Origin of the sequence: Nocardia sp. NRRL S-836 (assembly GCF_001279525.1) — a bacterium.
GTDB lineage: Bacteria > Actinomycetota > Actinomycetes > Mycobacteriales > Pseudonocardiaceae > Lentzea.
The window spans coordinates 64,713-77,884 of sequence record NZ_LGDY01000036.1; the positions used below are offsets into that span (position 1 = coordinate 64,713).

Genomic DNA, 13,172 nt, shown 5'->3' on the forward strand with positions numbered 1-13,172 from the left:
CGAGGAGAGAGCTGTGACGGCGGTCGACACTGTCACCACCACGATGCGCGTCAAGAGGCGCGACGGTTCACTGGAACCGGTTGACCTGAACAAGATCGTGCGCGCGGTCGAGCGCTGCGCGGTCGGCCTGCGCGACGTCGACCCGGTGCGCGTCGCCACCAAGACCATCAGCGGGCTGTACGACGGCGCGACCACCGAGGAGCTGGACAGGCTCTCGATCCAGACCGCGGCCGCGCTCGTGGCCGAGGAGCCCGAGTACTCGAAGCTCGCGGCCGGTCTGCTGGCGGTTCTCATCGAGAAGGAGGTCCGCCGGCAGGGCGTGCGGTCCTTCAGCCAGAGCGTCGCCCTCGGGCACGCCGAGGGCCTGATCGGCGACGCAACCGCGGCGTTCGTGGCCGCCAACGCCCAGGAGCTGGACGACGCGGTCGACCTCGACGGGGACCGGCGGTTCGAGTACTTCGGGCTGCGCACCGTCTACGACCGCTACCTGCTGCGCCACCCCGCGAGGCGGTCGGTGATCGAGCGGCCGCAGTACTGGCTGCTGCGCGTCGCGTGCGGTCTCTCGCGCACCGCGGGCGAGGCCGTCGACTTCTACCGGCTGATGTCGTCGCTGGCGTACCTGCCCAGCTCGCCGACGTTGTTCAACTCCGGTACCCGGCACACCCAGATGTCCTCCTGCTACCTGCTCGACTCCCCGAAGGACGAACTGGAGTCGATCTACGACCGGTACGCGCAGATCGCGCGGTTGTCGAAGTACGCCGGCGGCATCGGCGTGCAGTGGTCCCGCGTCCGGTCGCGTGGTGCGTTGATCCGCGGCACGAACGGCCACTCCAACGGCATCGTGCCGTGGCTGCGCACGCTCGACGCGTCGGTCTCCGCGGTGAACCAGGGCGGGCGCCGCAAGGGCGCTGCCTGCGTGTACCTGGAGACGTGGCACCCGGACATCGAGGAGTTCCTGGAGCTGCGCGACAACACCGGCGAGGACGCGCGCCGCACGCACAACCTCAACCTGGCCAACTGGATCCCGGACGAGTTCATGCGCCGCGTCGAGGCCGACCAGGACTGGTCGCTGTTCGACCCGGACGAGGTGCCCGAGCTGGCTGACCTGTGGGGCGACGAGTTCGACCGCGCCTACCGCGGCGCCGAGGAAGCCGGCAGGGCGGTCCGCACGGTCAAGGCCCGTGACCTTTATGGACGGATGGTCCGCACGCTCGCCCAGACCGGCAACGGCTGGATGACGTTCAAGGACACCGCCAACCGCACGTGCAACCAGACCGCGTCGCCGTCGAACGTCGTGCACCTGTCCAACCTGTGCACGGAGATCCTCGAGGTCACCAGCGACGAGGAGACCGCGGTCTGCAACCTCGGCTCGGTCAACCTCGGCGCGCACGTGGCCGACGGCGGAATCGACTGGGAACGCTTGCGTTCCACGGTCCGCACCGCTGTCGTGTTCCTCGACCGCGTGATCGACGTCAACTACTACCCGACCGAGCAGGCGGCGCGCTCCAACCCGCGCTGGCGCCCGGTGGGGCTCGGTGTCATGGGCTTGCAGGACGTGTTCTTCAAACTGCGCCTGGCCTTCGACTCGCCAGAGGCCCGCGAGCTCTCGACGCGCATCGCCGAGGAGATCTACCTGACGGCACTGGAGTCGTCGGCCGAGCTGGCCGCGTCCGCGGGCGCGCACCCCGCGTTCGCGGAAACCCGTGCCGCCAAGGGAGATCTGCAGCCCGATCTGTGGGGCGTGACGCCCACGCAGACCGAGCGCTGGAGCGCGTTGCGGGAGCGGGTCAGCGAGCACGGGCTGCGCAACTCGCTGCTGATCGCCATCGCGCCCACCGCGACGATCGCCTCGATCGCCGGCTGCTTCGAGTGCATCGAGCCGCAGGTGTCGAACACGTTCAAGCGCGAGACGCTGTCCGGTGAGTTCCTGCAGATCAACTCCTACCTGGTGCGCGAGCTCAAGTCCCGCGGCCTGTGGACCGACGCGGTCCGCAACCGCCTCAAGCAGGACGACGGTTCGGTGCAGGGCATTGGCGAGCTACCGGCCGAGGTGCGCACGCTCTTCCGCACCGCGTGGGAGCTGCCGCAGAAGGCGTTGATCGAACTGGCCGCCGCACGCGGCCCGTACGTCGACCAGAGCCAGTCGCTGAACCTGTTCGTCGCCTCGCCGACGATCGGCAAGCTCTCCTCGATGTACCTCTACGCCTGGAAAGCCGGGCTCAAGACCACGTACTACCTGCGCTCCCGCCCGGCGACGCGCATCCAGCAGGCCACCGTGCCGACCGTCACGTCGGCCGACGCCGTCGCCTGCTCCCTGGAAAACCCCGAGTCCTGTGAGGCCTGCCAGTGACCACCCTCGCCAGCACCAGCCGCAAGAACGCCCTGCTCGACCCCGGCATGGACCTCACCCTGCGGCCCATGCGCTACCCGCTGTTCTACGAACGCTTCCGTGACGCCATCAAGAACACGTGGACCGTCGAGGAGGTCGACCTCCACTCCGACCTGGCCGACCTCGGCAAGCTCTCGGAGGCCGAGCGACACCTCGTCAACCGGCTCGTGGCGTTCTTCGCCACCGGCGACACCATCGTCGCGAACAACCTCGTGCTCAACCTCTACGAGCACGTCAACGCACCCGAAGCGCGGCTTTACCTGTCACGGCAGCTGTTCGAGGAGGCCGTGCACGTCCAGTTCTACCTGACGCTGCTCGACACCTACCTGCCCGACGAGAACGACCGCGCCGACGCGTTCGCCGCCGTCGAGACGATCCCGTCGATCCGCGCCAAGGCCGAGTTCTGCTACAGGTGGATCGACTCGATCTCGGACCTGAAGCAGCTGGAGACGCGGGAGGACCGGCGTTCGTTCCTGCTCAACCTGATCTGCTTCGCCGCGTGCATCGAGGGCCTGTTCTTCTACGGCGCCTTCGCCTACGTCTACTTCCTGCGCTCGCGCGGACTTCTGAACGGCCTCGCGTCGGGCACCAACTGGGTGTTCCGCGACGAGTCGATGCACATGGCGTTCGCGTTCGACGTCGTGGACACCGTGCGCCGCGAGGAGCCGGACCTGTTCGACGACGCCCTGCACGAGGAGGTCAGGCAGATGCTGCGCGAGGCCGTCGACGCCGAGGTGCAGTTCGCTGAGGACCTGCTCGGCGGCGGCGTGGCCGGCATGTCGGTGACGGACATGCGCTCATACCTGGAGCACGTCGCCGACCGGCGGCTGCAGGTGCTCGGGATCGAGCCGATCTACGGCTCGAAGAACCCGTTCGCGTTCATGGAGCTGCAGGACGTGCAGGAGCTGTCGAACTTCTTCGAGCGCCGGGTGTCGGCCTACCAGGTCGGCGTGACCGGCACGGTGTCGTTCGACGAGGACTTCTAGGAGCTGTGGCCTGGGCCGAAGCGACCACTTCGGCCCAGGTGGCGCAGCGATCCGTGCCGGTCGCCACCTGCCGGGGTCGCTATCGCCACTAAGTTGCAGTAGTCCTAGAGTGACAGCTGTTCGAGGAACGCTGAGCGAGGTCGATGGGTGGCGAGGTCGTGAGATCGATGTCCGGTGTGAGCGACGCCTTGCTCCTCGCGGGGACGTCGCTCTTCGCGGGTTCGGTCGTGTTCCTGCTGGCTGTCCTGCTGGGCAAGGGCGAGCCCGCTACGCCGCGCGCGGCGAGTCGGCTTGCCGCCAAGGTCCGCGTGAACCGCGTTGTTCTCGTCGTCTCGGTCGTGCTCGTGTGCGCCGCCTGGTGGCTGGAGCCGTAGCGGCTGATCGCCACGACGGCTGCTCTTTGTAGCCTCGGCGGCGTGAAGGACGATCATCACGGCGTCACCACGACACGCACCCACTCGGTGCTCGTCATCCTGTTCGACGGTGTGCAGCCCCTCGACGTCGCAGGCCCTCTGGACGTGTTCTCGTTGGCAGCGCATTGCGCCGGAACAACGGACACTCCGCCCTACGTCGTCCGCACGGCCTCACTGGGCGGCGGAACGATACGCACGGCCGGTGGCCTGCGGATGACCCCGGACCTCGACCTCGCCGATGCCGAGACCCCCGACCTGCTCCTGGTACCGGGCGGTCCCGGCGTGGAAGACGTCGACGAACGGCTCGTCGCGTGGCTGCGTGAGCGGGCTCCTGGTGCGCGGCGAGTGATGTCGGTGTGCACGGGGGCGTGGCTCTTGGCCGAGGCCGGTCTCCTGAACGGCAGACGGGCGACGACGCACTGGGGGTCGTGTGCTCACCTCGCCGACAGGCACCCCGAGGTCCGGGTGGAGACCGAGCCGATCTTCGTCCAGGACGGGCCGTTCTACACGTCGGCAGGTGTCACCGCGGGCGTGGACCTCGCCATCGCCCTGGTCGAGGAGGACTTCGGCCGCGCGGTGGCCCACGAGATCGCCCGGCTGCTGGTGGTGTTCCTGCGCAGGCCGGGAAACCAGGCCCAGTTCAGTGCGCAGCTGTCGGCCCAGGCCGCGTACTCCGATCCGCTGCGGGACGTCCAGCACTGGGCCACCGCGAACCTCGCGGCGGACCTGTCCGTTCCGGCGCTGGCGGGAAGGGCCGGGCTGTCACCACGTCAGTTCGCCCGCGCGTTCGCCGAGCAGGCCGGCGTGACGCCGGGCCGTTTCGTGGACCTCATCCGGCTGGAGGCCGCGCAACGCATGCTGACCGACACCGGGGAAGGGGTGCTGCGGATCGCGCGCCGGTGCGGATACGGGACGCAGGAAGGGATGCGCCGCGCGTTCATGCGCGAGCTCGGGGTGTCGCCGACGGAGTACCGGCGCGGCCAAGCCTGATCTGCGGCGCATGGCAGATTCGTTGGGCTGCATGGCATAGGCGTGGCGACACAGCGCACCTATCGTCGTCCATGTCGATCACCGCCCTCCGCAACCGGCTGGTCGCCACCACATCCCGACCGGAACACCGTCTGACTGAAGGGTCCCGTCATGCAGGTCGCCATCGTTCTCTACCCCGGCTTCACCTCGTTGGACGTCATCGGGCCCTACGAGGTCCTGGGCCGCCTTCCCGACACCGAGGTCGTCTTCGTGGCCGAGCGGCCGGGCCTGGTCGTCAACGACCTGAAGAGCCTGTCGATCGACGTCGTCGCGACCCTGGCCGACGTCACGACACCCGACATCGTGCTCGTCGGGGGAGGCCCCGGCCAGATGGAGCAGATGTCCAACCACGCCTTGCTGGAGTGGCTGCGCACGACCGACCGGACCAGCAGCTGGACGACGGCCGTCTGCTCCGGCAGCTTCCTGCTCGCCGCTGCCGGGCTGCTCGACGGCCGCAGGGCGACCACCCACTGGGCCGCGCTCGACCAGTTCGCCCAGTTCGGCGTGACGCCGTCGAAGGAGCGGGTCGTCGTCGACGGTCATTACGCGACCGCGGCCGGCGTGTCCGCCGGCATCGACATGGCCCTGACCCTGTCCGGTCTGATCGCGGGCGACGACGTGGCGCAGACGGTGCAGCTCATCATCGAGTACGCGCCGGAGCCGCCCTACAGCGCGGGTTCGGTGGACACCGCTCCCGCGGCCGTGGTCGAGAACGCGAAGCGGGTGATGGCAGGCTGAGCGCCCAACGGCCCGCACCGCGTCGAGGATCACGTCAGGTGCGCGGGAACTGATCGCGGTCTTCCGCCGACTACCGGTGTGTGACGAGCTGGAATGTGCCCCCCGCCGTGGCCGGATCCGGGCGGATGTTGGCGTCGCGGCCACTTCCTGTCGCCGTGTTCGGACGGTGACGATTGACGCCGTCAATTGCCACCGGCGGTGAGGGAGGCTGGTCTTGCGAGTCCACATCGTCGTCTTCGACGGCATGGACGACCTCGACGTCGTCGGACCGTTCGCGGTGCTGGGCATGGCGGCGCGGGCCGGGCTCGGGGTGAGCGTGGGCCTGACCGCGCCGGGCGACCCGTCGCACGCGACGACGCGGGGTGGGCTGCCGCTGTACCCCGGGCCATGGGCCCCACAGGACGCGGACGTGCTCATCGTGCCCGGTGGCGGGTATGCGCCGGGCGAAGGCGCCGGTGTGCGCGCCGAGATCGCCGACGGCCGGCTGCCGGCCGCACTGGCTGACGCCGTACGCCCCGATCTGGTGCTGGCGTCCGTGTGCACCGGCGCGTTGCTGCTGGCCGCGGCCGGATTGGTGACCGGCCGTCCGTGTACCACGCACCACCGGGCGGCCGGCGATCTGGTGGCAGCCGGTGGAGTGCACGTCAACGCGCGGGTGGTCGATGACGGCGACCTCGTCACGGCCGGTGGCGTCACGTCCGGGCTGGACCTCGCGCTGTGGCTGGTGGAACGGTTCCGCGGGCCTGAGGCGTCGGGGATGGTGCAGCGCGCGATGGAGTACGAGCGACGGGAACCGCTGTGGCTGCGTGCTGACGAAGGTGCGGAGAAGTGAGGAGCGACCGCCCGGTGAGGCGAGCAGTTCTGGTTCTGGCCGCGGTGCTGCCGCTGGCCGCGTGCGGGACCGCGATCCCGTCGTCCGCGCCGACGACTGTCGCGAGTGGACCGGTCACCGTGAAGGACTGCACGGGCAAGGACGTCACGTTCGACAGGACACCGGAGCGCGTTGTCACGCTCGACGGCTACGCCGCGCAGACCCTCGTGCGGCTCGGGGTGGCGGACAAGGTCGTGGGCACCGGGTTTCCCGCGCCGTTCGGCGTGGACGTCGCGCCGCACGCGGAACGGCTGGCGAAGATCCCCGTGCTCGCCGAACGGGTGCCGGTGAACGAGGTCGTGGCCGCGCAGCAGCCGGACCTCGTGCTGACGAGCTTCGAGTCGTTCGGCGGCCCGCCCGGCAGTCCCAAGGAGGCCGACCTGGCCACGATGAGGGCCAAAGGGCTCACGTCCTGCCTGAAAGGCGCTGACGGCGGACCACTGACCGATCTCACGCCCACCTACGAGTACGTGCGCAAGCTCGGCGCCGTGTTCCGGGTGGAGGACCGCGCGGAGCAGCTCGTCACGGAACTGGAGAGCCGCGCCAAGGCGATCGCGGCCAAGGTGCCGGGCAGCAAACCAAAAGTGCTCGTACTGCAGGACAACCCGGTGGCGGGCCAGCCGCTGCAGACCTCGGGCGCCGGCACCATCGCGCACGCCCTGATCTCCATGGCCGGTGGGCAGAGCATCTTCTCCGACGTGTCCTCGATGCACGCGAAGATCTCACCGGAGGAGGTCGTCCAGCGTGATCCGCAGGTCGTGTGGGTCATCACGGACTACACGTTCGCCAAGCTCAAGGGCCAGGAACTGGTGGCGGCGGTGAAGACCAACCCGTTGCTGGCCAACACCACCGCGGGCAAACAGGGAAAGGTCGTCTCCACCTCGCAGTACCTGGTGTCGTTCCCCAGCCCGCTCAACCTCGACGGCCTGGAACAGCTCGCGACCGCCCTGCACGCCGGCTGACATGACCGCCACCATCACCAAGCCGCCCCCTGCCGTCCACCGCCGGCGGGCCGACGTCGTGCCCTACCCGGTCCTGCTCACCGTCTCGGCGGCGGCTCTCGTGGTGTCGACGCTGCTCGCCACCGGCGTGGGGCCGGTCGGCGTGCCGGCCGGCGAGGTCGCCCGCATCCTGGCGCACCACCTGGGCGGTGGGGGAGACACCGGTGCGGCCGCTGACCTGATCGTGTGGCGGATCCGGTTCCCGCGCGTGCTGCTCGGTGCCGTGGTGGGTGCGGGGCTCGCGCTCGCCGGCGCCGTGGTGCAGGGCGTCGTGCGCAACCCGGTCGCCGACCCGTACCTGCTCGGCCTGTCCCACGGCGCGTCGGTGGGCGCCGTTCTGGTCCTGACGACCGGTGCCGCGGTGCTGGGCGCGTTGACCCTGCCGCTCGCGGCCTTCGCGGGTGCCACGGCCGCGATCGCCGTGGTGCTCGTGATGGCACGGCACCGAGGACGGTTGCTGCCGATGCGGCTGATCCTCGTCGGCGTGGCGTTCGGGCACCTGTTCGCGGGTGTCACCTCGTTCATGCTCGCCCGCACGGACTCCTCCGCCGCACAGCAGCAGATCATCTTCTGGATGCTCGGCGGTCTGTCGGGGGCGCAGTGGGCCACGCTCCCCGTGACCGCTTCGGTCGTCGTGGGCGTCGGTGCGCTGTTGATGGTGCGGGCACGGCGGCTCAACGCGCTCGTGCTCGGTGAGGAGGCGGGCGCCGCGCTCGGCATCAACGCCAGCCGCCTGCGCTGGTACCTGTTGATCCTCACCACGTTGCTGACCGGCACGGTCGTCGCGGTGTCGGGCGGCATCGGGTTCGTCGGCCTGATCGTGCCGCACCTCGCACGCATGCTCGTGGGCGCGGACCACCGGCGGATGCTGCCGGTCACCGCGTTGCTCGGCGCGTTGTTCCTGCTGTGGGCCGACGTGGCGGCGCGAATCCTGATCGCACCGGCCGAGCTGCCGATCGGCATCCTGACCGCGTTCCTCGGCGTGCCGTTCTTCCTGCTCGTCATGCGCGCCCGCGGCCTCGCCACCCAGGAGAACGCATGAGACTCGACCTCGACACCGTCTCCACCGTGCTGGGCGGCCGGCCGATCCTCGACGGGATCAGCCTGACCGTCCACAGCAGACAGTTCGTGGCGCTGGTCGGTCCCAACGGCAGCGGCAAGTCCTCGTTGCTGCGCACGGTCTACCGGGCTCGGCGCCCCGACTCCGGGACAGTCCGCGTGGACGGCCGCGACCTGTGGGCGGTGCCCGCGGCGCAGACCGCACGGGACATCGGTGTGCTGATGCAGGAACAGCACACCGGCTTCGAGTTCACCGTGGCCGAGACGGTCGCCCTGGGCCGCACCCCGCACCTCGGCATGTTCGACCGGCTCACGCGTGCCGACCGGGCCGCGATCGGCGAAGCCGTCGAACGGACCGGGCTGACCGCGTTCACCGGCCGCCGGGTGGGCGAGCTGTCGGGCGGCGAACGCCAGCGGGTGCTGCTCGCCCGTGCCCTCGCCCAGCAGCCCCGGCTGCTCGTGCTCGACGAGCCCACCAACCACCTCGACCTGCGCCACCAGCTCGACCTCCTCGAGCTCGTCCGCGACCTGCGCGTCACCGTCGTCGCCGCGCTGCACAGCCTCGACCTCGCCGCCACGTACGCGGATGCCGTGGCGGTGCTCCAGGACGGCAGGCTGGCCGCACACGGGCCTCCCGCGGACGTGCTGACGCCGGAGACGATCGGCGAGGTGTTCGGCGTGGATGCCACCGTGCGCCACGAGGACGGTTCCGCCAGGTTCGTGCTGCGGCCGCGGTGCGTCTGCCCGGACGCGTGCCACTGGAGCTGTCGTACCCGCCGCCTGGCCGAGGTGGGTGCCGATGCCGGTTGACCCGCACGTCGTCGCCGTGCTCGCCCTCGACGGCGTGGTGGGCTTCGACCTGGCCATCCCGTGCCAGGTCTTCGGCCTCACCCGCCTGCCCGGCGGCGACTACCCCTACCAGGTGCGCGTCTGCGGCACCGCACCCTCGGTCACGGCCACGGCGGGCGGCGTCGGCTACTACCGCATCGAGGCCCCGCACGGCCTGGACGCCGCGGAGGACGCCGGCACGATCGTCGTGCCGGGCATGACGTTCACCCGGCCGACCCCGCCGGAGGTGATCGACCTGCTGCAGGCCGCGGCCGCACGCGCCGTCCGCGTGATCTCCATCTGCACCGGCGCGTTCGCACTCGCCGACGCGGGCCTGCTCTCCGGTCGCCGCGCCACCACCCACTGGGCCGCCGCGGCCGAGTTCTCCCGGCGCCACCCCGACGTCCAGCTCGACGCCGGCGCCCTGTACGTCGACGAGGGCAAGGTCTTCACCTCCGCCGGGGTGGCCGCGGGCCTGGACCTGTGCCTGCACGTCGTGCGCCGCGACTTCGGTGCCGCCGTGGCCTCGTCGGTCGCCAGAGCCGTCGTCATGTCACCGACCCGTGACGGCGACCAGGCCCAGTTCATCCCGCCGCCACCGCCGCTCACCGCGGACGGCTCACTCGCCACGACGCTGGCCTGGATGCGGGAAAGCGCTTCCACCGCGCTGAGCCTCACCGACATCGCCCGGCACGCGAACCTCAGCACCCGCACGCTGACCCGCCGCTTCCGGGAGCAGACCGGCACCACGCCACTGGACTGGCTTGCACGCCAACGGCTCCAGCTCGCACGGGAGCTCCTGGAGACCACCGACCTGCCGATCCCCGTGGTCGCCGAACGCAGCGGCCACGGCTCGGCCACCGCGTTGCGCGCCCACTTCGACCGCGAGCTGCACACCAGCCCGAACAGGTACCGGCGATCCTTCCGGCACACCGAAGGACCGTGAGCCGACGGCAAGCCCCGCCAGCCCACCGGTCGTGGTGCGGACGAACCGACCGGACACCCCGGTGATCGGTCCGAATGGCCGGTTGGTTCCCGGAAACCTGCCGTTACGATCAGGTTCTGTGGACTTCGCCGATGACGAGGTGACCGGCTGGGCGCTGCGGGCCCGCGACGGTGACCGGGACGCCCTGGAACGGTTCGTGCGGGCGACTCAGCGCGACGTGTGGCGTTTCGCGGCCCACCTCGCGGACGGCGGTGCGGCGGACGACCTGACCCAGGAGACGTTCCTGCGCGCGTTGTCGAGCCTGCGGAACTTCGAGGCGAGGTCCTCGGCGACGACGTGGCTGCTCTCGATCGCCCGGCGGGTCGTGGTCGACCAGGTTCGGATGGCGAAGTCGAGGCCTCGGGTCTCTCCGGGCGTCAACTGGCTGGAGGCAGCGGACCGCGGGCTCGGCGGCACGGCCGGGTTCACCGGAGTGGTCGAACTGAACCTGCTCCTCGACGGACTCACCGCCGACCGGCGGGAAGCCCTGGTGCTCACGCAGGTGCTCGGGCTCGGCTACGCCGAGGCCGCGCAGGTCGCCGGCTGCCCGGTCGGCACGATCCGCTCGCGTGTCGCACGGGCGCGCGAGGACCTGCTCAGGGCAGCGGGGAGCAACACCAGCGAAACCGGCTGAGCTTCCAGGCGGGGGGCCTCGATCAACGGCCTTGTCCGCTCCCCAGGGTCTCCCCGCGCAACCGGAGGCTGTTCGCCACCACCAGGACCGACGACAGCGACATCGCGGCACCGGCGATGAGCGGGTTGAGCAAACCGAAGGCCGCCAGCGGAAGCGCCGCCGCGTTGTAGGCGAACGCCCACACCAGGTTGCCGCGGATGGTCGACAGTGTCCGGTGGGACAACACGATCGCGTCGGCGACCACGTCGAGGTCCTCGCGCACCAGGACGACGTCGGCGGCGTGCGCGGCGATCTCGCTGCCCCGCGCCATCGCCATGCCCAGGTCCGCGGCGGCGAGCGCGGGACCGTCGTTGATGCCGTCGCCGACCATCGCGACCCGGTGCCCGTCGTGGCGCAGCCGTTCGACCGTCGCGACCTTGTCCGCGGGCCGCACGCCGGCGATCACGTCGCTGATCCCGATCTCGTCCGCGACCGCGCGGGCCGCGTCCTCGTGATCTCCGGTGAGCAGCACGGTGCGCAGCCCGAGCGCGTGCAGGCGTTCGACCGCGGAGCGCGCGGACGGGCGCACCGCGTCCTGCAGGGTGATTCCGCCGGCCACCACGCCGTCGCGTGCGACGAACACCCCTGTCGCGGCACCAAGCCCCGCCGACCACGCCAGCGCTTCGGCGGGCAGCGTGATGTCCAGCCGTGCCATGAGATCCCGTGACCCGACGTGCACGAGTCCGTCCTCCACCAGGCCGCGCGCACCCGCGCCGACCAGCGCCTCGAACCCGGTGACGGGCGGGGCCTCGGCCGACGCCGCGATCGCCACGCCGATGGGGTGCTCGGACGCCGCCTCGACCGCCGCCGCCCACCGCAGCACGTCGTGCCCGGAGTGGCCGGAGAACGCCGTGGTGCCGGTGACCCGCATGAGCCCGGTCGTCACCGTGCCGGTCTTGTCGAGCACCACGGTGTCGATCGCACGGCTCGCCTCCAGCGCGTCCGGTCCCTTCACCAGCACGCCCAGCTGTGCGGCCCGCGCCACGCCCACCATCAGCGCCGTCGGGGTGGCGAGTCCCAGGGCGCACGGGCAGGCGATGATCAGCACGGCGACCGCCGACGTGAACGCCTCCCGCGCGGTGTGCCCGGTGGCCAACCACCCGGCCAGGGTCAGCGCCGCGAGCACGAGCACGACCGGCACGAACACCGCGCAGACCCGGTCGACCAGCCGTTGCACGCGGGCTTTGCGTTGCGCTGCCTGCTGGGCCAGTGCTCGCATCTGGGCGAGCTGCGTGTTGGCGCCCACGGCCGTGGCGCGCACGACGAGGCGGCCGGAGCGGTTGACGGTGCCGCCGGTGACCTGGTCACCGGGACCGACCTCGACCGGGACGGGCTCACCGGTCATCGAGGACGCGTCGACGGCGGAGTGGCCGTCGGTGACGACTCCGTCGGCGGGCAGTGCCTCGCCCGGCTTCACCACGAGCAGGTCACCGGTGGCGATCCGGGCGGCCGGCACCGCGGTCTCGACGCCGTCGCGCAGCACGCGGGCGTCCTTGGCCGCCATCCCCGCGAGGGCTTCGAGCAGCCCAGCGGCACTGCGCCGTGACCTGACCTCGAAGTAGCGCCCGGCGAGCAGGAACGTGGTGACACCCGCGGCCACGTCGAGGTACACCGCGTCCGCGCCGCCATCCGTCACGCCGAAGCCCAGCCAGTAGCCGCCACCGGACGACCCGGCGACGAGCGACCACACCGCCCAGCCGAACGAGGAGAGCACGCCCAGCGACACCAGAGTGTCCATGGTGGACGATCCGTGCCGCAGGTTGCGCAACGCCACGCGGTGGAACGGCCAGGCCGAGTAGGCCACGACCGGGAGCGCCAGCAGCACGCACAACAGTTCCCAGCCCGGGAACCGCAGGGCCGGGACGAGAGCGAGGCTGATCGACAGGTTGCCCAGCGGGATGGCCAGCACGGCGGCGACCACGAGCCGGCGGCGCAACCCCGCGACGACGTCCACGGTGTGCGGGTCGTCCTGCCCGGCGGGAACCGCGTCGTAGCCCGCGTTGCGCACGACCTGCACGGCGTCGTCGGCGCGCATGCCGTCCGGCAGGTGCACGATCGCGCGTTCGGTGGCGTAGTTGACGGTCGCGCGGACGCCGTCGACCTTGTTCAGCTTGCGCTCGATGCGGGTCGCGCACGCGGCGCAGGTCATGCCCGACACGGAGAGCTCGACGGACTCCTCCGTCGTGGTGGTCATGATGGG

The 13,172-nt window shown here is 71.0% G+C and carries 12 protein-coding genes; 11 read left to right on the forward strand and 1 reads right to left on the reverse strand.

Going from position 1 to position 13,172, the window contains the following annotated elements; genetic code table 11:
* Nucleotides 1-13: 13 nt before the first annotated feature.
* The 11 genes from ADL03_RS05855 to ADL03_RS05905 all read left to right on the forward strand — a co-directional run bounded on the left by ADL03_RS05855 (nt 14) and on the right by ADL03_RS05905 (nt 10,933).
* Nucleotides 14-2,350, forward strand: coding sequence for a ribonucleoside-diphosphate reductase subunit alpha (locus ADL03_RS05855; RefSeq protein WP_053732334.1), 2,337 nt, complete (start codon nt 14-16; stop codon nt 2,348-2,350).
* Nucleotides 2,347-3,375, forward strand: a complete 1,029-nt coding sequence (locus tag ADL03_RS05860; RefSeq protein ID WP_231641563.1) for a ribonucleotide-diphosphate reductase subunit beta — start codon at nt 2,347-2,349, stop codon at nt 3,373-3,375. The genes ADL03_RS05855 and ADL03_RS05860 overlap by 4 nt, the downstream gene beginning before the upstream one ends.
* Before the next feature lie 176 nt (nt 3,376-3,551).
* A complete protein-coding gene (locus ADL03_RS05865) occupies nt 3,552-3,749 on the forward strand; it encodes a hypothetical protein (protein WP_231641565.1) in 198 nt (65 codons plus the stop codon).
* A gap of 42 nt (nt 3,750-3,791) precedes the next feature.
* Nucleotides 3,792-4,778 carry a GlxA family transcriptional regulator gene (locus tag ADL03_RS05870; RefSeq protein WP_053732336.1) on the forward strand — a complete coding sequence of 329 codons (987 nt, stop codon included), beginning with the start codon at nt 3,792-3,794 and terminating at the stop codon, nt 4,776-4,778.
* A 150-nt stretch (nt 4,779-4,928) separates the two neighbouring features.
* Nucleotides 4,929-5,555, forward strand: coding sequence for a DJ-1/PfpI family protein (locus ADL03_RS05875; protein WP_053732337.1), 627 nt, complete (start codon nt 4,929-4,931; stop codon nt 5,553-5,555).
* A gap of 214 nt (nt 5,556-5,769) precedes the next feature.
* Complete coding sequence (locus tag ADL03_RS05880; protein WP_053732338.1) at nt 5,770-6,387, forward strand: DJ-1/PfpI family protein; 618 nt, start codon at nt 5,770-5,772, stop codon at nt 6,385-6,387.
* A gap of 14 nt (nt 6,388-6,401) precedes the next feature.
* Nucleotides 6,402-7,388, forward strand: coding sequence for an ABC transporter substrate-binding protein (locus ADL03_RS05885; protein ID WP_197288122.1), 987 nt, complete (start codon nt 6,402-6,404; stop codon nt 7,386-7,388).
* Nucleotide 7,389: 1 nt separating this feature from the next.
* Nucleotides 7,390-8,469, forward strand: coding sequence for an iron ABC transporter permease (locus tag ADL03_RS05890; RefSeq protein ID WP_053732340.1), 1,080 nt, complete (start codon nt 7,390-7,392; stop codon nt 8,467-8,469).
* Nucleotides 8,466-9,296, forward strand: coding sequence for an ABC transporter ATP-binding protein (locus ADL03_RS05895; RefSeq protein WP_063798485.1), 831 nt, complete (start codon nt 8,466-8,468; stop codon nt 9,294-9,296). Before ADL03_RS05890 ends, ADL03_RS05895 begins: the two co-directional genes overlap by 4 nt.
* The gene (locus ADL03_RS05900) at nt 9,286-10,260 is read left to right on the forward strand and encodes a GlxA family transcriptional regulator (RefSeq protein ID WP_053732397.1); all 975 of its coding nucleotides are present in this window, start codon (nt 9,286-9,288) and stop codon (nt 10,258-10,260) included. Before ADL03_RS05895 ends, ADL03_RS05900 begins: the two co-directional genes overlap by 11 nt.
* 118 nt (nt 10,261-10,378) lie before the next feature.
* Nucleotides 10,379-10,933 carry a sigma-70 family RNA polymerase sigma factor gene (locus tag ADL03_RS05905; protein WP_197288123.1) on the forward strand — a complete coding sequence of 185 codons (555 nt, stop codon included), beginning with the start codon at nt 10,379-10,381 and terminating at the stop codon, nt 10,931-10,933.
* Between the two features lie 22 nt (nt 10,934-10,955).
* Here the strand turns inward: ADL03_RS05905 and ADL03_RS05910 are convergent, their stop codons facing one another.
* The gene (locus ADL03_RS05910) at nt 10,956-13,166 is read right to left on the reverse strand and encodes a cation-translocating P-type ATPase (protein WP_053732341.1); all 2,211 of its coding nucleotides are present in this window, start codon (nt 13,164-13,166) and stop codon (nt 10,956-10,958) included.
* Nucleotides 13,167-13,172: the final 6 nt, after the last annotated feature.